The following is an 18,872-nucleotide window of genomic DNA, read 5'->3' as shown; positions in this document are numbered from 1 at the left end:
CGCTCTCCCGCCCTTGACACGGGCCGTGAATCCGGCGTCCGGAACGATCACCGCCGCCGCGCGGGCGACGATTACCAGTTTGGTGCAATTGGGTGGCACGGCTTCTCGAGCTGACTTTAGTGTTACGGCATCCGCTGAATACAGGCCGGGTCACACACTCGGCAGCAGCGTGCGAGACTCGTCCGGCTCGGCAATCCCACGCGGCGATTCCCGCCTCATCTCGTCTTGGACCGCGCCCCGCGTACCTCCGACGAGCCGTTCACGCCCAGCGTTCGCAGGCAGGAGTAAAACATGGATGCCTTCATCCACACCTTCTTCGACATCGGGGAGATGCTCAAGGTCTTCCCGACACTTCTCACTGAAGGTCTGAAGAACACCCTCTTCATTGCGGTGCTCGCCGCGCTGCTGGGCCTCGTCATCGGCATGGTGCTGGCGATGATGCTCCTGTCCCGATCCTGGTTCCTCAAGTTTCCGGCGCGGCTGTACGTCGACATCTTCCGCGGGCTGCCGGCGATCCTCACGATCAGCCTTGTCGGGCTCGGCCTGCCCGCTGCCGACATCCGCCCGTTCGGGCGCTCGCCGATCGGCTACGCAGTGCTTGCGGTCGCGCTCATCTCCGCCGCCTATTGCGCCGAGATCTTCCGCTCCGGAATTCAGTCCGTCAACGACGGACAGATGCAGGCAGGGAGGTCCCTGGGAATGACGTACCTGCAGACCATGCGCAAGATCGTCGTTCCGCAGGGCGTGCGCAACGTCCTGCCGGCTCTCACCAACCGGTTCATCATCGACATCAAGGAAAGCTCCCTGGTGTACCTGCTGGGCCTCACGGTGGGTCAGCGCGAGCTCTACTTCATCGCGCACCAGCAACAGGCGATCTCATACAACTCGTCGGCGCTCGTCGCCGCGGGTATCTGCTACCTGATGATGACGGTTCCGCTCACCTACCTCGTGAACGCTTGGGACCGCCGCCTGCGCGAGGGCAGAAGGAGCCTGAAACTCAAGCCCGCGACCCGACTCTCGGAGGTGTGACCATGGCAACGACGTCGATGCAGAGGCCCGACATGAGCCTGACCGACGGGGCCGCCATCCGGCTTCGTGACATCCGCAAGTCCTTCGGAAGCATCGAGGTGCTCAAGGGCGTGAGCCTGGACATCGCACCGCAGGAGGTGGTGTGCATCATCGGCCCCTCCGGATCGGGAAAGTCCACGCTGCTCAAGTGCATCAACCTGCTGCAGCCGCCCTCGTCGGGAACGATCATCGTCAACGGTGTCGAACTCACCGCTCCCAAGGCCGACGTCAACAAGGCGCGCTCAACAGTCGGGATGGTGTTCCAGCACTTCAACCTCTTCCCGCACGTCGACATTCTGCAGAACGTCGCCATGGCGCTCACGACCGTCAAGCGGATGCCGAAGCGCGAGGCCGAACGCATCGCCCGTATGCAGCTCGAACGCCTCGAGCTCGGCGCGCTCATCCACAAGCGGCCGGCCGACATCTCCGGGGGACAGCAGCAGCGCGTGGCCATCGCGCGGGCCCTGGCCATGGAACCGGAGGTGATGCTCTTCGATGAGGCCACCTCGGCACTCGACCCGGAACTGGTCAAGGGCGTGCTCGACGTGATGAAGGAGCTCGCCCACTCGGGGATGACGATGGTCGTCGTCACCCATGAGATGGGCTTCGCACGCGAAGTGGCCGACCGGGTCGTCTTCATGGACGACGGCGTCATCGCCGAACAGGGCGTCGCCCGCGAGGTCCTCACCGCGCCGCGCAGCCCCCGCCTGCAGGAGTTCCTCTCGCAGGTTCTCTGACACGCACCACCTGACACGCACAACCGCCACAGCGGGCAACCCTGCCCACCCAGCCATGCACCAATAGGAAGGTACGAAAATGAAGATCGATTCCCTCGTCAAGGTCTCGGCCGCCTCGGCCGCGGTACTGCTCATGCTCACGGGCTGCGGCGCCGCAGACTCGGCAGCCTCCGGCGACTCCGGCTCCGCGGCGGCCGACGCCAACCCGTACAACCTGATCACGCCCGGTGAGGTCCTGGCCTCCACCTCGGGCGACCAGCCCCCTTTCGCCAGCGTTGACGAGAAGGGCAACCCGTCGGGGTTCATCATGGACATCAACGATGAGGTATTCAAGCGGCTCGACCTCAAGGTGACCTACAAGCTCTCTCCGGTGCCGGCGGGCATCCAGGGCCTCACCTCACAGCAGTACGACATGGTCGCTAACGGCCTGGGTGTCACCGATGAGCGCAAGAAGTCGATCGACTTCGCGAAGGGACTGTACTGGTCGGAGACGGCCCTGCTCACGAAGGAAGACAGCCCGGCATCCTCCCTCGATGACTTCGACGGGAAGAAGGTCGCCGTCGTCACCGGGTCGGTGCAGGTCGACTACCTGAAGAAGCTTCCCGGCGCGATCGAAACCGACTTCGATGGCCAGAACGCTGCGGTTTCCGCCCTCAATTCCGGATCCGTCGACGCGTTCATCGTCGGCGGTCCCGACGCGGAGGAATACCTCAAGCAGTTCCCCGACCTCAAGATCGCCGCGTCCTCGCCGGTGGATCACGCCACGACGGTGGCGTTCCAGAAGGGGAACACCGCGTTCGAAGACGCGTACAACGATCAGGTCGCCGACCTGATCGCCGACGGCACGTTCCAGAAGATCTACAAGAGCTACTTCAGCGAGGCGCCCCAGCCGCAGCTCGTCGAGATCTGGCCGGCGCTGAAGGACATGCAGTAACCCCCTTCTCCTGACGAAGGGTCGGCTGGTCGCGAGCCGGCCGGCCCTTCGTCGCTCCACTCAGCACGAAACGCGCAAAGCAGGTTCTCAATGTCGGACATCACGTTCGAAACCCTCCACGACCAGGGCCGGTCGACACAACGGACGCGCATGTGGGCGCCCATGCGCGATGGCGTTCTGCTGGCCACGGACATCTATTCCGACACGCTGCTCGATCGAACTCGTGCCTTGCCGGTGCTTCTTGAACGCACGCCCTACGACATCCGTGCGATGCGCCCCTCAGATGGCAGGCACGCCGACGGAGGCGCCGTCTCACCTGAGTCCGGTGCGGCGTTCTTTGTGGAACGCGGATACATCGTCGTGAGGCAGGACTGCCGCGGTCGCGGTGACTCCGAGGGTGTCTTCTCCAAGTACACCGGCGAGGCGGAGGACGGCTTCGACACCCAGGCCTGGCTGGCCGCGCAGCCGTGGTGCGACGGGCGGATCATCACGGCCGGCGTCTCGTACAGCGCCCACGTTCAAGCGGCGGCCGCATCCGTCGGCGCACCGGCCACGGCCGCGATGATCCTGGACTCAGGCGGATTCTCCAATGCGTTCGAGGCAGGTGGTCGATTCGGCGGAGCGTTCGAGCTGAAGCAGGTGATCTGGGCCTATCGCCACGCGCTGAAGAGTCCTGCGGCAGAGGAAGACCCCGTCCTGGCGGCCAACCTCGAAGGCCAGGATCTGGCGGCGTGGTTCCGATCCATGCCGTGGCGAAAGGGCTATTCCCCGCTCTCGGGATCGACGGAGTACGAGGACTTCTTGTTCGAGCAGTGGTCCCATGAGGAGCTGGACGGGTTCTGGACACAACCGGGCATGTACGCTAGGGGATTCTACGAGAACTTCCCCGACGTGCCCTCGATGCACATTTCAAGCTGGTATGACCCCTACGTGTTCACCGCTGTCGAGAACTTCCACTCGCTCAGGAAGCTGAAGGCCGCCCCCACATTCCTCGTCCTCGGCCCGTGGATCCACGGTGCGCGAAGCGTGACGTGGTCGGGTGATGTCGACTTCGGCCCGGAGGCCACTCTGGACGGCAACCTGAGCACCGACTACCTCACCTTCAAGGCGCAGTGGCTGGATCAGGTGCTGAACGACGAACCGGTGTCTCTCGCCGCGGTCTCCTACTTTCTCATGGGCGGTGGCTCCGGGCGGAAGAATCCGGACGGCCGCCTCGACCACGGCGGCACCTGGCGATTCGCGGCTGAATGGCCGCCAGCCGAGACGCAGCAGGCCCGGCTCTTCCTCGCCCCCGACGGGTCGCTCTCGTTCAACCCGCCCTCCCGCGCAGGCGCGATCTCATACGACTTCGATCCCTCCCACCCGGTGCCGAGCATGGGTGGCGGCATCACGTCGGGTGAGCCCCTCATGCACGGCGGCGCTTTCGACCAGACCCCTACCGCCGACACATACGCCGCCGATACCCTGCTCCCGCTCGCTTCGAGGCCCGATGTCGTGAGCTTCCAGACCGCCCCGCTCGAGAAGGGACTCGCCATCATCGGCGACCTCACCCTCGAGCTGGACTTCTCTTCGTCGGCACCCGACACCGACATCACGGTCAAGCTCGTCGACGTGTACCCTGCGAACGCCGATTACCCGGCTGGCTTCGCCATGAACATCACCGACGGCATGCTGCGTTGTCGTTATCGTGAAGGTTTCGAGTCGCCCGTGCTGATGCAGCCGGGAACGACGTACGGGGTCACCGTGAGACTGCCTGATACTGCGAACTACTTCTCGCCCGGACACCGGATCAGGGTCGACGTCTCCTCCAGCAACTTCCCGCGGTGTGACGTCAACCCCAATACCGGCAATGCGGTGGTGGCCGACCGCACCTCCCAGGTCGCCCGCAATACCCTCCACCTCGGGCGGTCCCACCTGACGGTACACATCGTGGGTTCCGAGGTGAGGATGGGACACTGATCCGGTGGTCATCGCTCTCAAGCTCTCACAGGCACGGCGTCTCGATGTCGTAGCAGGGGTCTCGCCGTTGGCCGAGCTCATGGCCTGCCTGCATGTCATGGCCGAGCCGGACCACCACCCGGAATCGCGCGGCTGGGCCGACAAGATGACATCGCAGCTGAGCGACAGCCTTCGCACTGATCTCTTCCGGTTCGCCCCGCTCTGGGCCAGGTACCGCATGCGGCTGTTCTATCCGACGAGCCGGAGGTTGGGGCGGCCGATCGACGACGAGCTGGCCGAACTCGTCGACATGGATGATGACATCTTCCTGCCGCTCGCCGCCAACGCGATCCGGGGCCGGGTTGTCGACTTCCGCAGCGCGGAGGACGTCCTGACCGACCGGTCGTGGGTGACCGAATGCCAGCAGCGGTCCTTCAACCGGGGTGAACTCGCCTCGTCGCTCATCGCCGACCCCCGCGGCTTCCGCGCCGAACTCGCCAGCGTCCTGCGGGAATGCTGCACGGCCTTCTTCGACGAGGAATGGGGGAGGACCTCCGCCCGGCTCGAAGCTTCAGCCAGGCTCGTCAATGAGAACCTGCAGGACGGCGACCTCCTGTCCATCGTCGAATCACTCTCCAAGATGGCGTCGACCCGGGGTTCCGAGACAACAGTGTTCTTCGACAAGCTCCAGTCAGCGTCGGGCAGCGTCGACGAGAACGGTCTCCTCCTCGTCCCGTCGCTTCGCGGATGGCCGCACGTCATGGTCAAGATGGACCGGGGCCTCCCCATCGTCATCCACTACCTCGCGCAGGAAGGGTTCGCCGAGGGCGCGGCGCAGTCGCAGGATGAGATCCGCAGGCGTTTGCTCACCCTCGCCGAGCCAGGGCGCTGGGAACTGTGCCGTCACCTCATCGGCGAATCGATCACGACCACGGAACTCGCTGTGCGCACGAAGCTGAGCGAGCCCGCCGTGTCGCGGCATCTTCGAGTGATGCGCGAAGCCGGCCTCATCAGCTCCCAGCGCGACGGGCGCCAGGTGTTCCATCGGCTGCATCCCTCGCTCATCCTGCATCTCGGGCAGGATGTGCTGAGCGCCATCATCCGCTGACGGGAATGCAAAGGCGTTCCAGTGCGGGAGAGGGGACTTGAACCCCCACGCCCGAAAGCACAGGAACCTAAATCCTGCGTGTCTGCCAATTCCACCACTCCCGCGGGCGACACCAGTCTACGGGGCGACCCCGGCGGCGGCCCTGCCTGCGCGGGTGCCCCTGTGGATAACTTCAGCGGCGCCCGGCCGCTCAGGAGCAGGATGCATCTATGAGCGAGGCCGTGCGGATGATCACCGAACAGGTGAGGTCACGTGTACGGCTCGACGGTGTCGACCTGGCCTCCGACGCGGACCTGGCGCGGCGATATGTGCGTGACGAACTGCAGCGCTACTCGGAGCGTGCGCTGAGCGGGGCGCTCCCGATCATCCCCGACGAACACCAGGCAGCACGCGAGGTCGTGGCCGCACTCACGGGGTTCGGGGCGCTGCAGCCGCTCCTCGACGATCCGACCATCGAGGAGATCTGGATCAACGCGCCGTCGCGGGTATTCATCGCCCGCGACGGCGTGCCGGAGCTCACCGCGGTGGTGCTGACCGAGCGCGGTGTGCGCGACCTGGTCGAACGGATGCTCCAGGCCAGCGGCCGGCGGGTCGACCTTTCCTCGCCGTTCGTCGACGCCTCGCTGCCCGACGGGTCCCGCCTGCACGTCGTGATCCCCGACATCACCCATCGGCATTGGGCGGTCAACATCCGCAAGTTCACGCGCCGCATCCGCGACCTGCACCAACTGGTGGCGTTGGGGTCCCTGAGCCAGCAGGCCGCGGAGTTCTTGCGCATGTGCGTTCTCGCCGGCCAGAACATCCTTGTGTCGGGCGCGACTCAGGCCGGCAAGACCACCATGTTGAACGCCTTGCTGTCGTCCGGCCGTCCCAACGAGCGCATCGTGACCGTTGAGGAGACGTTCGAGCTTGATCTCGTCGCCCGCGACGTCGTCGCCATGCAGTGCCGACAGCCGAGCCTGGAGGGGACGGGGGAGATCACCCTCCGGCGGCTGATCAAGGAGTCGCTGCGGATGCGCCCGGACCGCCTCGTGGTCGGCGAAGTGCGCGAGGCGGAGAGTCTCGATCTGCTCATCGCCCTGAACAGCGGACTACCGGGGATGTGCTCACTGCACGCCAACAGCGCGCAGGATGCCCTCGCAAAATTGTGCACGCTGCCGCTCTTGGCCGGCCGCAACATCGACGCGGCATTCGTGCTTCCCACGGTCGCCACCTGCGTCGACATCGTCGTCCACTGCGCCATGGACCGCCACGGCCGACGCCGGGTGGAGGAGATCCTCGCCCTCACCGGGCAGGTGAACGGTGCGCACGTTGAGGCGACGCCCATTTTCGGTTCTGAGCATGGGACGCTGCGCCCGACCGGGAGCCTTCCCCCGAAGCTGACCAAGTTCCACGCGGCCGGCTTGGATCCCGCCGTGGTGCTCGGGAGGGAGGCCTCGTGAGACTTGCCCTAGGTTGCCTGCTCGGCGCCGGCGTGTTGTTGCTGGCTTCGCCGCTGCTGTGGCCGCGGCAGCACTCTGAACAGGGCCGCAACCGGGGCCGGCTCCACGAACGCCTAGTGCAGGCGGGGCTCGGGCACGTCTCCGTTCCCGTGTTCGCGGCGGTTTCGGCCATCGTCGCACTCGCGTCTGCGACTCTCGCGTTCGCGCTCCTGGGTGTCGTGCCGTTGGCGGTCTCCGCCGGCGTCGGCGGCGCCGTTCTCCCGTCGCTGCTCGTCGGGTGGCGGGCGCAGTCGAGGCGGCGCAGCCAGCGCACCGTCTGGCCGGATGTCGTCGACCACCTCGTCGCCGCCGTCCGGTCGGGTCTCGCCCTGCCCGACAGCGTCAGCAGCCTCGCGCACGCCGGTCCGGTGTCGACCCGCGCCGCCTTCACCGCGTTCGACCGCGAGTATCGGGCGACCGGCAGCTTCTCGGTCGCCCTGGATCGCCTCAAGGAGGACCTGGCCGACCCGGTGGCGGACCGCATCCTGGAAACGCTGCGGATGGCGCGGGAGGTCGGGGGCAGCGACCTGACCGTGGTTCTGCGCAACCTTGCCGCGTGGCTGCGGCAGGAGACAGCGATCCGGCAGGAGGTCGAAGCACGCCAATCGTGGATCATGAACGCGGCGAGGCTGGGGGTCGCCGCGCCCTGGGTGCTGCTCCTGCTGCTGGCATCGAGACGCGAAGCCGCTGTGGCGTACAACACGACCGGCGGACTCGCGGTGATCCTCGGAGGCCTCGTCGCCTCCGTCATCGCCTACCGCATGATGATCGCGCTCGGCCGACTGCCCGAGGAACGCCGGTGGTTCGCATGAGCACCGCGACGGCGTGGGCGGTGTTGAGCGGAACCGGTCTCGGTCTCGGCCTGTGGTCGCTGGTGAGCCTCTCGCCTCGGCTGCGGAGTCCTCGGCTCGTGGACCGGGTGGCGCCGTATGTGCTCGACGTCTCGCCACAGGCGCGGGAGTTCCTGCGCCGGCACTCGGTCGACCCGCTTCCCGTCCTGGGCAGCTTGCTGACGCCGCTCATCGGCGCTGTCGCCGGCGCCTTCTCCCGCGCGATCGGCGGCACGGATGTCGTGGCACAGCGGCTGCAGCAGTCCGGGTTGCGAAAATCCGTGGAGCAATTCCGCACCGAGCAGTTGGCGTGGGCGCTCGTCGGTTTCGCTGCCGGGGCGGGCTCGCTGTTCCTGCCTGTCGTGCACGCCGCTCCGGCGAGCGTGCAGATCGCAGTGCCGGCAGTCGCCGCGGGAGCCGGCGCCTGGGCCCGGGACTGGATGCTGCAACGGTCCGCGCGGCTGCGGCTCTCCCGCATCAACAGCGAGCTCCCCACCGTGTTGGAGTTCCTGACCCTGTCGCTTTCGGCCGGCGAGGGCATCCTCGATTCACTTCGCCGCATCTCCACGGCCAGCTCCGGCGAGTTGGCGCGCGAGTTCTCGCGCGTTTTCGCTGATGTGCATTCCGGCGTTCCCCTCGCAGACGCGCTGGGAGACCTCTCCCGTCGCATCCGCCTCGCCCCGCTGACCCGGGCGCTCGAGCAGGTCATGGGCGCCTTGGAACGCGGCTCACCGCTCGGCGAAGTGCTGCGCGCCCAGGCGCAGGATTCCCGCGACGAGACCAAGCGTCGTCTTCTGGAGATCGCCGGAAAGAAGGAGGTGGCGATGATGATCCCGCTGGTGTTCCTCATCCTTCCGCTCACGGTCATCTTCGCGATCTTCCCCGGGATCTTCGTCCTGCAGTCGGGATTCTGACCACTACACAGAACGACACCACACAGAAGGAGAAGTAAGCGATGAAGACACTGCGGCTCGTACGCGACGACGACACCGGGGATGTGCCGGGCTGGGTGCTGATCACCCTCATGACGGCGGGCCTCGTCGTGATCATCTGGGGCCTGGCGGGACCGGCGCTCAGCGGCCTCTTCGACCAGGCGATCGCCCGGGTCAGTGGCCTCTGACCGCGCCGTTCCACAGGCGGCGTGGAGCAATGACGCAGGCTCGGCCACCGCCGAGTTCACGATGGTCGTCGTGCTCCTCACCGTGTTGACGCTCGCGGTGCTGCAACTCGGTCTCGCCCTGTTCGTGCGCAACACCGTGCTCGACACGGCGGCGGAGGGAGCGCGTTTCGCGGCCCTCGCCGGGAACTCCCTCGACGACGGGGTGGCACGCACGCGGGAGCTCCTGAGGCTCACGGTGGGCGATGCCTACACCGAGAACATCACTGCGGACTACGCGTGGTTCCAGGGGCAGCCCAGCACGGAGATCCGCGTCGTGGCGCCGCTGCCGGTCCTCGGCCTGCTCGGTCCGGGACGGAGCCTGGAGGTGGCCGGCCATGCGCCCGTCGAAGTCGTCGACTGATGGCCTCCCTTCGGACGGAGGCTCGGCGTCGCTGGAGTTCATCACCGCTGGCCTGATCCTGCTCGTGCCCCTCGTCTACCTGATCCTCGCCATGGCGGCGCTGCAGGGCGGGTCGCTCGCACTCGAAGGCGCCGCTCGGCACGCCGCCCGCGTGTTCGTTCAGGCGCCGAACGAGTCGGATGCCCGCGCCAGGGTCGGACGCGTCGTGGAGTTAGCGCTCGCCGACTACGACGTGGATGCCACGCCGTCCGTGCAGATCCAGTGCGACCGGCCCGGTCCCTGCCTGACCCGGCAGGGACGCGTCACGGTGACGATCCGGGCGGTCGTGCCGATGCCGCTCGTTCCGAGCTTCCTGGGCGGCACCGGCGCAGCGGGCATCCCCATCGAGGCGTCGGCCACCCAGACGGTCTCCCGGTTCTGGGGAGCGGTGCCGTGACGGTGCGGCGGAATGCGCGCCGCCGGCGAACGCGTCGAAACGGGACCGCCGATGACGGTTCCACCCTGGTGCTGACGATCTTCTACGGGGTCCTGGCGCTGATGCTCGTTCTGGTGGTGGTCGCGGCGACCTCGCTGTACCTCGAGCGCAAGCGCCTGCTCACCCTTGCCGACGGGGCAGCGCTCGCCGCGGCCGAGGCATTCCCCCTGGCCTCCGTGCGGGCGGCCCCCGGCGAGGAGCACCTGCGGCCCGTCTTGTCCTCGGCGGATGTGGAGCAGGCGGCTGAGGACTATCTCGCCGCCGTCGCAGACGACCGGTTCGAAAGCCTGACGCTGGAGCGCGCGGCATCCGTTGACGGCAGCGGCGCGGAGGTCTCGCTCAGCGCGCTCTGGCGCCCACCGGTCGTCGCGGTCGTGCTGCCCCAGGGGCTGCGGGTGAGCGTGTCGTCCGTGGCGCGCTCGGTCTTCTGGTGAGGCCGAGGGGCGAGGCAGGCGTCACGCCGTCGGCAGCTGCGCTGTGCCACTGATGACGACGTCGGCTCGTCCGCCCACCCAGAGAGTGCCGTCCTCGCTCGTGACATGCACCCGACCGCGGCGTCCCATCGCGGTTCCCTGGGCGGCCAGGTAGGGCGCCGTCGCCCGCCCGGTGGCGAGCAGCCACTCAGCCGCCGAAGCATTCAGGCTTCCCGTGACCGGGTCCTCGCGGAGAGATTCGTCGTCGTCTCCGAAGAAGGCGCGGAGCTCGAACTGCGTCTCACTGCCGGCGGGATGCGGCCCGATCACACCGATGTCCCACCGGCCCGGGTGCTGGGAGGCATCCGGCCGCACACGCAGGACGGCCTCGGCACTGTCGAGCAGGACGCCGACCCAGCCGGGTCCGTTGTCCAGCCATTCGGCGTCGACGACCTGCTCCCGGTCGATCCCGAGAATGCCGGTCACTGCCGCGAGGGTCTCGGCGTCGACGGCGCCCGAACGGATGCGAGGTGGCGGGCTGAACGCGAGCAGCTCACCGTCGATGCGCACGGGGATCAGCCCGGCAGCGCACTCCTGCACGACGACACCCGGGTCGGCGGGCCGCCCGCCGGCATCAAGCCACGCGCGGGCGGTCCCGAGTGTGGGGTGGCCCGCGAACGGCAACTCGGTGCTCAGGGAGAAGATGCGCACCCGGTAGTCAGCCCCGGGGGCCGTGGGCGGAAGCACGAAGGTGCATTCCGACAGGTTCGACCACACGGAGAAGCGCCGCAGTGTCTCGTCGTCGAGCCCCTCGGCGTCAAGCACCACCGCCACCGGGTTGCCCGAGCACGCGACTTCACCGAACACATCGACCTGGCGAAATCTGCGATTCATACTCCCTGACGATAGAGCACGACGAGTAGGCGGGGGAGCAACCGGTAACCTCGCAGGGGGCGCCACCACGGGTGCCGACGAGGAGCGCGGTGACCGGCAAGAACAACCACACGATCGGCGCGGCCGCACAGGTCTCCACGGAACTGAGCATCAACTTCGGCTCGTCGCTGGCGGGTCTCGCCATTCCGGTCGTCGGCTCACCCGTCGTCGTCGCCGCCCGGCAGCTCGTCATGGTCGCCGTGCTGCTGCCGTTCTACCGGCCGCGACTCGCGCACCTGTCGTGGACCCGCATCTGGCCGGCACTCGCCCTCGGCCTCACGTTGGCGGTGATGAACCTCACGTTCTACGAGTCCGTGCACCTGCTCGGGCTCGGCATCGCCGCGACCATCGAGTTCCTCGGCCCGTTCGCCCTGGTGCTGGCTGCCTCACGGCGACTGGTCGACTTCGCCTGCGCGATCGCCGCTGCGACCGGCGTCGTCCTCCTCACCTGGAGCGACGGCGAGCTGAACGTCCCCGGCCTCCTCTACGCGCTGGCCGCCGCGGTGTGCTGGGCCGCGTACATCCTGCTCACCAAGCGCGTCGCCATGACCTTCCCGGGCCTCGAAGGCATCTCGGTGGCCAGTGGCGTCAGCCTCATTCTTGTGCTGCCCGTGGCGCTCGCGACCATCCCGGCGACGGGCATCAGCTGGGGCATGATCGGCGTCCTCGCCGCGATCGGGGCGCTCTCCTCGGCCTACCCGTACACCCTCGACACGTTCATCCTGCGCCGCCTCCCGCAGCGGCTGTACTCGATCATCACGAGCGTCGGCCCCGTCATCGCGGCGCTCTTCGGCGCCCTGGTGCTCGGCGAGTCGTTCTCACCCGTGCAGCTTGTCGCCATCGTGGTGGTGTGCGCGGCAGCCGGAACCGCCATCGCCACCCAGCGCGAGCAGCCCAAGTCCGATCTGGAACTCACGGCCGACGCGATGGCGTAACTGGGGTCACTCCACCACGAGCCCGAGGTGGTCCGCCAGCAGGGGAGCCAGCAGACTGAGCTGTCCGTCATCGATCGTCGCACCACGAAGCCCCTCGAGGCCGTGCAGGGTGCTGAATTCGCTCGAGCGCAGGTCGACGTCCTTCAGGCGTGCGCCTGCCACATCGAGCACGCCGATGCGGCAGTTCTGCAGTTCGAGCCGTTGCACGGTCGCTCCGCCGAGGTCGAGTTCCTCGATCACGCAATTGGCCAGCAGCACGTCTGTGACGGATGCGTTCCGCAGGTTCACGAAGTCGAGCTTGCAGCCGTCGAGGCTCACACCGCGCAGCTCCGCCTCGTAGATCTCCACCGACCCGAGCCGCGACCGGTCCACTCGCACGTCACGCCAGCGCGAGAACGGCGCGCTGAACACGGGAGCGCGGAGCTCCGAGACGAGGCATTCGGCGAACGTCGCGCCGCGCAGCTTCGTCTCGGTGAACGACACGCGCGCGAACTCGCACTCGCGGAAGGTGGCACCGGTGAGGTCGAGGCCATCGAAATCGGCATCCGTGTAGCGTTCGCCATCGCGACTGTCCCCGGCATGCAGGAGTGCGCCGCTGTCGTCGACGAGGTCGTCGAGGGTGACCGGGTCGAGCAACGGATGCGCCGTGCCCGCTCGTCGCCGGGTCAGGGCTCCCGCTCCAACACGAACACGGGGATCTCGCGCGAGGTCTTGGTCTGGTATTTCGCGTAGTCGGGGTACGCCGCGACCGCGCGCTCCCACCATTCGTCCTTCTCCGCACCGGTGATCTCGCGGGCGGTCATGTCCCACCGGTCCGGGCCGTCCTGCAGCTCGACGTGCGGGTTCGCTTTCACATTCCTGTACCAGACCGGGTTCTTGTCGCTGCCGCCGAGCGAGGCGACCGCGGCGTAGCGGCCGTCGTGCTCCACCCGCATCAGCGGCGCCTTGCGGATCTTGCCGGAACGGGCGCCGAGGGTGGTCAGGATGACCACCGGCATGCCGCGGAGGGTCGTTCCCTTCGTCCCGCCCGAGCTCTCGTAGAGCTGCACTTGGTCGCGCACCCATTTCGCGGGACTGGGTTCGTATTCACCGCTGAGAGGCATGCGCCTATTCAACCTCGATCGGCGGCGTCGGTGAAGTGGCCCGGGGCCGCGACACCGAATAGCGGGGCAGGTAGCGGCCGAGGATGACCGCACCGGCGAGGCCCAGCACGCCCATGACGCCGCTGGCAACGGAGATCGAGATGACCGCGGTGACGCCGGCGACGGCCAGGGGAGCCACCGCCCCGCCGAGGTCTGCGGAGAAGCGCCAGGCGCCGAGGAACGGCGCCGGGTTGTCCTTCGGCGCCAGGTCCGCCCCGAGGGTCATCAGGATGCCGCTCCCGATGCCGTTCGCCAGGGAGAGCGCCATCGCCACCGCGATGAACCACTCCACGTTGGCCGGCAGGTCGTGCGTGAACGCCAGCGCCAGGTGGCCGAGCCCGAGGCCGATCATCGACGGGAGGGCCGTCCAGATGCGGCCGAAGCGGTCCATGATCTGGCCGCTGGCGTAGAAGAGGGCGAAGTCGATGGCCCCGGCGATGCCGATGATGAGCGCGGTGTCGGGTTCGCTGATGCCGATGCTCACGGCCCAGAGCGGAAGGATCACGGTGCGGCTCGCGCGCAGCGCGCCGATGAGGCCCGCCCCGGTTCCGAGGCGGAGCAGCACGCCCCGGTGGTTCCAGATGGTGTGGAACAGGCCGTGCGACTCCTCCGCGGCGAACTCCTCGCCCTCGCTTCGCATGGTGCCGTCGGCGCCGATCGTCATGCGCCGGGAGCCGAAGGTGCTCGCGGGGTCCGGCAGCAGCAGGAGCATGACCGCGGCGCCCACGCAGGCGACGATGAAGACGCCGAACACCACCTGCGTGCTGCCCGTGAGGTGCAGCAGCCCAGCGGCGAGGAACGGACCGACGAACCACCCGGCGCGGAAGATGCCGCCGAGGGTCGACAGCGCCCGAGCGCGGTAGGCCAGCGGGACATAACTGGTCATGAACGCGTGCCGCGCCAAGGCGAACACCGCTGTCGCGAGGCCCACGAAGAAGATGCCGATGCCGAGCACCAGGGCGTTCGGCGCGACGATGCAGGTGAGCACCGCGAAGATCGCGACAACGGATGCGCCGATCATCGCGACGCGCTCGCCGATGCGCGCCACGAGCCATCCGCTGGGAATGTCGCCGATGAGCTCGCCCACCATGACCATGGCGGCGATGAGCCCGGCGACCGCCAGCGAGGCTCCGAGATTGTGCGCGACGATCGGGATGAGGGGGATGATCGCGCCCTCGCCGATGGAGAAGAGGAGTGTCGGCAGGAACGCGGCGAGTGCCACCGAGCGGATGCTGAAGGGGCGCGGGGTCTCACTCATGACCCTCTGATGCTACGCCAGCCTCTGCCGCGTGCCCGCTCCATCCCGTGCGCGGCCCGGTAGGCTTGCCCCGACATGATTGAGTTGGATTTTTCGGAGCATATCGCCGCACTGCGGGCCACCTTCAACGACATCCGTTCGGTGGTCGACGTTGATCGGCTGCGTGCGGACATCGCCGACCTGAGCGAACAGGCCGGGGCGCCCAATCTGTGGGACGACACCGAGCGTGCGCAGAAGGTGACCAGCGCGCTGAGCCACCGGCAGTCGGAGCTGGCCAAGATCGAGAGCATCGCCAACCGGCTCGACGACCTCGAGGTGCTCGTGGAGCTCGCCAACGGCGAGGACGACCAGGAGTCGGCCGACGAGGCCGCGGTGGAGCTCAAGGGAATCCAGAAGGTGCTCGGCGAACTCGAGGTGCAGACCCTGCTCGACGGCGAGTACGACCCCCGCCCGGCCGTCGTCACGATTCGCGCCGGCGCCGGCGGCGTCGACGCCGCAGACTTCGCCGAGATGCTCATGCGCATGTACCTGCGCTGGGCGGAGAAGCACAAGTACTCCGCCACGGTGATGGACACGAGCTACGCCGAAGAGGCGGGTATCAAGAGCGCCACGTTCGAGATCGATGCCCCGTACGCGTTCGGCACCCTGAGCGTCGAGGCCGGCACCCACCGTCTGGTGCGGATGAGCCCGTTCGGTGCGGCCGGCAAGCGGCAGACGAGTTTCGCGGCCGTCGAGGTGATCCCCCTGATGGAGGAGACCGAATCCATCGACGTGCCGGAGAACGACATCCGCGTCGATGTGTTCCGTTCCAGCGGCCCCGGCGGCCAGTCGGTCAACACCACCGACTCCGCCGTGCGCATCACCCACCTGCCGACCGGCATCGTCGTGTCGATGCAGAACGAGAAGAGCCAGATCCAGAACCGCGCCGCCGCCATGCGGGTGCTGCAGAGCCGCCTTCTTCTCATGCAGAAGGAGCAGGAGGCCGCAGCGAAGAAGGAACTGGCCGGCACGATCACGGCGAGCTGGGGCGACCAGATGCGCAGCTATGTGCTGGCGCCCTACCAGATGGTCAAGGACCTCCGCACCGACTTCGAGGTGAACAACCCCAGCAACGTCTTCGACGGTGACATCGACGGGTTCATCGCCGCCGGCATCCGCTGGCGCAAGCAAGACCACGAGTGACCCGAAACCGGCCGGGCAGGCATGTCGCAGCCGATAATCAGCGGATGCCTGCATAAGCTCTAGACGCCATGATCCGCTTTGATCACATCACCAAACAATATCCGGGTACCAACAAGCCGGCACTGAACTCCATCGACCTGGAGATCCTCCGCGGCGAGTTCGTGTTCCTGGTGGGCGCCTCCGGGTCCGGTAAATCGAGCTGCCTTCGCCTCGTGCTGAAAGAGGAGAAGCCCACCAGTGGGCGCATCCATGTGCTCGGGCAGGACCTGCGCTCCATCTCGAACCGGAAGGTGCCCTATTTCCGGCGCAATCTGGGCGTCGTGTTCCAAGACTTCCGGCTGCTGCCGAACAAGAGCGTCTACGACAACGTCGCGTTCAGCCTGCAGGTGATCGGCAAGTCCCGTGGGTTCATCCAGGAGGCCGTGCCCGACACACTCGAGATGGTGGGGCTCGCCGAGAAGGCCCAGCGCCTGCCGCATGAGCTCTCCGGCGGCGAGCAGCAGCGCGTGGCGATCGCCCGCGCGATCGTCAACAAGCCGCAGATCCTCCTTGCCGACGAGCCGACGGGAAACCTCGACCCGACCACGAGCGCAGGGATCATGGCGCTGCTCGCCCGCATCAACGAGGGCGGCACCACGGTGGTCATGGCCACCCACGAAGCCGGCATCGTCGACCAGATGAAGCGGCGCGTCATCGAGCTCTCCGGCGGCCAGATCGTGCGCGACGAGCGCGAGGGCGCCTACAAGACCAGTGCCATCCCGGTGCAGAAGCCCGAGGCCATGGTTGTGCCACCCGCGGTTCCGGTGCGCGTGGCCGGACCCGAAGCGGACCCGCAGCAGGGACCGCCGGCGCCGACCCCTGCGGTCGCCCAGTCGACTCCCGTTCTCCCGCCCACAGCGGCGGTGGACGTGCCCGCACCGTTCGGTCCGGGAGCCGCACAGGCGCCCGCGCCCGTCCCCGCGTCTGCTCCCACGTCTGTCCCCGCTCCCGCGTCTGTCCCCGCGTCTGTGACCGGCGGCGACGCGCAGCCCGCATCCGCTTCTCCGGCGCAACCGGCGCCTGCAGCGGCGCCTGCGCCTGTAACGGCGCCCATCCCTGCGCCCACGCCGGCGGCGCCACCGGTCGCCGCACCGGAAACCGCACCCGTGACCCGGCCGGCGCCCGTCTCCCGGCCCGCACCTGCACCGGTCACGCGGCCCGCACCTGCACCCGTCTCGCGCCCGGCACCGGCCCCCGCCGAGTCGCCCGCGCCGGTCAGTGAGGACGCCCAGGAGCACGTGGCCGAACAACTCACGCTCGCCGAGAAGCTCGGACTCCGGGCACCGGGTGAGCGCCCAGACCATACCGGCGAGCAGAATGTGGGGCCCACCCGATGAGGCTCGGACTCGTTCTCTCCGAGGCGGCGCAGGGCCTGCGCCGGAATGCCTCGATGGTTGTCTCCGTGGTGCTCGTCACGTTCATCTCGCTCACGTTCGTGGGCGCCGCGATCCTCATGCAGATGCAGATCGGCCAGATGAAGAATTTCTGGTACGAGAAGGCGCAGGTCGGCATCTACATGTGCACCGCCATCTCGCCCGGCGAGACGTGCACGGAGGGTGAGGCCAGCCAGGACCAGATCGATGCGGTGAAGAAGCGCCTCGAATCGCCCACACTGGCCCCGTTCATCGACAAGTACTACTTCGAGACGCACGAGCAGGCATTCGAGAACTTCAAGAAGCAGTTCGCCGGCAACCCGGTGGCCGACTATGTGACGGCCGATCAGCTCAACCAGACGTTCTGGGTGAACCTGAAGGACCCGTCGGAGTCCGACGTGCTCGTCGAGGCCCTGTCGGGGGTTCCCGGCGTCGAGAGCGTCGCCGACCAGCGGAAGTACCTCGACCAGATCTTCTCGGTGCTGAACGCCGCGAGTTACACCGCGATCGGCATCGCCGCGCTCATGCTTGTCGCCGCGGCGCTGCTGATCGCCACCACCATCCGCCTCTCGGCCTTCTCACGGCGCCGGGAGCTCGGCATCATGCGCCTGGTCGGAGCCTCGAACCGGTTCATCCAGACACCGTTCATTCTCGAGGGCGTCTTTGCGGCGCTGCTCGGGTCGGTGCTGGCCGGGGGAGCGGTGGTCGCCATCGTGCACTGGTTCGTGCAGGGATATCTCGGCGCGCGCTTCACCGGATTCGCTCTGGTCGGGCTCGACGACGCGATCATCGTGGTGCCGATCCTGCTGGTGGCAGGGGCGATCCTCGCCGCCTTCTCGGCCAACTTCGCAATCACCCGCTACCTCAAGGTGTAACCGAAAGGTGTGACCGACCAGCGGAGGTGAGGACCTCACTCTGCCTCGTCGATTCTGCCCCGTGGATGCGAACGAGAACCCGTGCGTCTTAAAACGGTGGCGGTGCGTCGGGGTCGAGGGGAGGCGGTTCGTCTGTGCGGGACGCCGCGGGTGGTTCGGTCCGTTCGGCTCGCTCGGACGTCGCGGGTGGTTCTGACTCTTCGGCTGGTTCGCTCCGTTCGGTTGGTTCGCTTCGTTCGGTTGGTTCCGGCGGCCCGGCGGGTTCGGTCGCCCCGGCCGGTTCGGCCGGTGGGTTTTGGCTTCGCATTCTCACGGCGGGTTCGGTGCGGTGCACGCGGCCGGTGGGGGTGGTCCATTCCAGGGTGCCGCCGCCGTGTTGTTTCACTTTCCAGGCGGTGAGGTGTTTGAGCTGGTGGCAGGGTTCGCAGAGGACGGCGAGGTTGGCCGCGTCGGTGGGTCCGCCGTGGGCCCAGTCTGTGGTGTGGTCGATGTCCGCGTGGGTGGCGGGTCGGGTGCAGCCGGGGCGGCGGCAGGTCTGGTCGCGTAGCCGCAGCCACCGTTTGAGGTCTTTGGGGACTTTGTATTTCGTCTTTCCCATGGAGAGCACCACCCCGGTCTCGGGGTGGGTGAG

The 18,872-nt window shown here is 67.7% G+C and carries 21 protein-coding genes and 1 tRNA gene; 16 read left to right on the top strand and 6 right to left on the bottom strand.

All coding sequences use genetic code 11. The features are described from left to right. Nucleotides 1-291: 291 nt before the first annotated feature. From EEJ31_RS11485 to EEJ31_RS11465, 5 genes are all read left to right on the top strand, one after another. Entirely contained in the window at nt 292-1,029 is a 738-nt protein-coding gene (locus tag EEJ31_RS11485; protein ID WP_123046431.1) for an amino acid ABC transporter permease, read from the top strand. A gap of 2 nt (nt 1,030-1,031) precedes the next feature. Beyond that, nucleotides 1,032-1,805: an amino acid ABC transporter ATP-binding protein gene (locus EEJ31_RS11480; protein ID WP_325049345.1), complete on the top strand. Its 774-nt coding sequence runs from the start codon at nt 1,032-1,034 to the stop codon at nt 1,803-1,805. Between the two features lie 79 nt (nt 1,806-1,884). Then, on the top strand, nt 1,885-2,739 hold the full coding sequence (locus tag EEJ31_RS11475) for a substrate-binding periplasmic protein (protein ID WP_123046430.1): 855 nt from the start codon (nt 1,885-1,887) through the stop codon (nt 2,737-2,739). A 90-nt stretch (nt 2,740-2,829) separates the two neighbouring features. Continuing rightward, on the top strand, nt 2,830-4,698 hold the full coding sequence (locus tag EEJ31_RS11470; RefSeq protein ID WP_123046429.1) for a CocE/NonD family hydrolase: 1,869 nt from the start codon (nt 2,830-2,832) through the stop codon (nt 4,696-4,698). 4 nt (nt 4,699-4,702) lie between these two features. Continuing rightward, entirely contained in the window at nt 4,703-5,785 is a 1,083-nt protein-coding gene (locus EEJ31_RS11465; RefSeq protein ID WP_123046428.1) for an ArsR/SmtB family transcription factor, read from the top strand. Between the two features lie 22 nt (nt 5,786-5,807). On the opposite strand, the gene EEJ31_RS11460 is transcribed toward EEJ31_RS11465, so the two are convergent. Next, nucleotides 5,808-5,889 (bottom strand) — tRNA-Leu (locus EEJ31_RS11460). A 105-nt stretch (nt 5,890-5,994) separates the two neighbouring features. Here EEJ31_RS11460 and EEJ31_RS11455 point away from each other — a divergent pair. From EEJ31_RS11455 to EEJ31_RS11430, 7 genes are read left to right on the top strand one after another with little or no spacing between them, the layout of a single operon-like run. Then, nucleotides 5,995-7,227 carry a CpaF family protein gene (locus EEJ31_RS11455; protein WP_123046427.1) on the top strand — a complete coding sequence of 411 codons (1,233 nt, stop codon included), beginning with the start codon at nt 5,995-5,997 and terminating at the stop codon, nt 7,225-7,227. Beyond that, complete coding sequence (locus EEJ31_RS11450) at nt 7,224-8,078, top strand: type II secretion system F family protein (protein WP_123046426.1); 855 nt, start codon at nt 7,224-7,226, stop codon at nt 8,076-8,078. Before EEJ31_RS11455 ends, EEJ31_RS11450 begins: the two co-directional genes overlap by 4 nt. After that, nucleotides 8,075-9,010: a type II secretion system F family protein gene (locus EEJ31_RS11445; protein WP_123046425.1), complete on the top strand. Its 936-nt coding sequence runs from the start codon at nt 8,075-8,077 to the stop codon at nt 9,008-9,010. The genes EEJ31_RS11450 and EEJ31_RS11445 overlap by 4 nt, the downstream gene beginning before the upstream one ends. Before the next feature lie 41 nt (nt 9,011-9,051). Further along, the gene (locus EEJ31_RS14015) at nt 9,052-9,216 is read left to right on the top strand and encodes a hypothetical protein (RefSeq protein WP_199727339.1); all 165 of its coding nucleotides are present in this window, start codon (nt 9,052-9,054) and stop codon (nt 9,214-9,216) included. Next, on the top strand, nt 9,206-9,616 hold the full coding sequence (locus EEJ31_RS11440; protein ID WP_233563862.1) for a TadE/TadG family type IV pilus assembly protein: 411 nt from the start codon (nt 9,206-9,208) through the stop codon (nt 9,614-9,616). Before EEJ31_RS14015 ends, EEJ31_RS11440 begins: the two co-directional genes overlap by 11 nt. After that, nucleotides 9,591-10,052: a hypothetical protein gene (locus tag EEJ31_RS11435; RefSeq protein ID WP_123046424.1), complete on the top strand. Its 462-nt coding sequence runs from the start codon at nt 9,591-9,593 to the stop codon at nt 10,050-10,052. Before EEJ31_RS11440 ends, EEJ31_RS11435 begins: the two co-directional genes overlap by 26 nt. Continuing rightward, the gene (locus EEJ31_RS11430) at nt 10,049-10,525 is read left to right on the top strand and encodes a pilus assembly protein TadG-related protein (RefSeq protein WP_233563861.1); all 477 of its coding nucleotides are present in this window, start codon (nt 10,049-10,051) and stop codon (nt 10,523-10,525) included. The genes EEJ31_RS11435 and EEJ31_RS11430 overlap by 4 nt, the downstream gene beginning before the upstream one ends. A 21-nt stretch (nt 10,526-10,546) precedes the next feature. On the opposite strand, the gene EEJ31_RS11425 is transcribed toward EEJ31_RS11430, so the two are convergent. Next, nucleotides 10,547-11,398: a PhzF family phenazine biosynthesis protein gene (locus EEJ31_RS11425; protein WP_123046423.1), complete on the bottom strand. Its 852-nt coding sequence runs from the start codon at nt 11,396-11,398 to the stop codon at nt 10,547-10,549. A gap of 89 nt (nt 11,399-11,487) precedes the next feature. Here EEJ31_RS11425 and EEJ31_RS11420 point away from each other — a divergent pair, with 89 nt between their 5' ends. After that, nucleotides 11,488-12,372 carry an EamA family transporter gene (locus EEJ31_RS11420; RefSeq protein WP_123046422.1) on the top strand — a complete coding sequence of 295 codons (885 nt, stop codon included), beginning with the start codon at nt 11,488-11,490 and terminating at the stop codon, nt 12,370-12,372. A 6-nt stretch (nt 12,373-12,378) separates the two neighbouring features. Here EEJ31_RS11420 and EEJ31_RS11415 read toward each other — a convergent pair whose 3' ends face one another. Genes EEJ31_RS11415 through EEJ31_RS11405 form a run of 3 tightly spaced genes read right to left on the bottom strand, consistent with a single transcriptional unit; the run spans nt 12,379 to nt 14,772 of the window. Beyond that, nucleotides 12,379-13,008, bottom strand: coding sequence for a pentapeptide repeat-containing protein (locus EEJ31_RS11415; RefSeq protein ID WP_233563860.1), 630 nt, complete (start codon nt 13,006-13,008; stop codon nt 12,379-12,381). 29 nt (nt 13,009-13,037) lie between these two features. Continuing rightward, on the bottom strand, nt 13,038-13,475 hold the full coding sequence (locus EEJ31_RS11410; protein ID WP_123046420.1) for a nitroreductase family deazaflavin-dependent oxidoreductase: 438 nt from the start codon (nt 13,473-13,475) through the stop codon (nt 13,038-13,040). 4 nt (nt 13,476-13,479) lie between these two features. Then, nucleotides 13,480-14,772 carry an MFS transporter gene (locus EEJ31_RS11405; RefSeq protein WP_123046419.1) on the bottom strand — a complete coding sequence of 431 codons (1,293 nt, stop codon included), beginning with the start codon at nt 14,770-14,772 and terminating at the stop codon, nt 13,480-13,482. Between the two features lie 75 nt (nt 14,773-14,847). On the opposite strand from EEJ31_RS11405, the gene prfB reads away from it, so the two are divergent. From prfB to ftsX, 3 genes are all read left to right on the top strand, one after another. After that, nucleotides 14,848-15,954 (top strand): peptide chain release factor 2, encoded by a 1,107-nt coding sequence (prfB, locus tag EEJ31_RS11400; protein WP_123046418.1) that lies wholly within the window; start codon nt 14,848-14,850, stop codon nt 15,952-15,954. A gap of 68 nt (nt 15,955-16,022) precedes the next feature. Further along, nucleotides 16,023-17,330, top strand: coding sequence for a cell division ATP-binding protein FtsE (ftsE, locus tag EEJ31_RS11395; RefSeq protein WP_123046417.1), 1,308 nt, complete (start codon nt 16,023-16,025; stop codon nt 17,328-17,330). Then, on the top strand, nt 17,327-18,241 hold the full coding sequence (gene ftsX, locus EEJ31_RS11390) for a permease-like cell division protein FtsX (protein WP_123046416.1): 915 nt from the start codon (nt 17,327-17,329) through the stop codon (nt 18,239-18,241). The genes ftsE and ftsX overlap by 4 nt, the downstream gene beginning before the upstream one ends. Nucleotides 18,242-18,329: 88 nt before the next feature. On the opposite strand, the gene EEJ31_RS14010 is transcribed toward ftsX, so the two are convergent. Beyond that, a partial coding sequence (locus EEJ31_RS14010) for an HNH endonuclease signature motif containing protein (protein WP_199727338.1) occupies nt 18,330-18,872 on the bottom strand: 543 nt, incomplete at its 5' end.

The organism is Cryobacterium tepidiphilum (assembly GCF_003716325.1).
GTDB lineage: Bacteria > Actinomycetota > Actinomycetes > Actinomycetales > Microbacteriaceae > Cryobacterium > Cryobacterium tepidiphilum.
The sequence above is the reverse complement of the archived record's forward strand: the minus strand, read 5'-3'. Positions and strand labels throughout refer to the sequence as shown.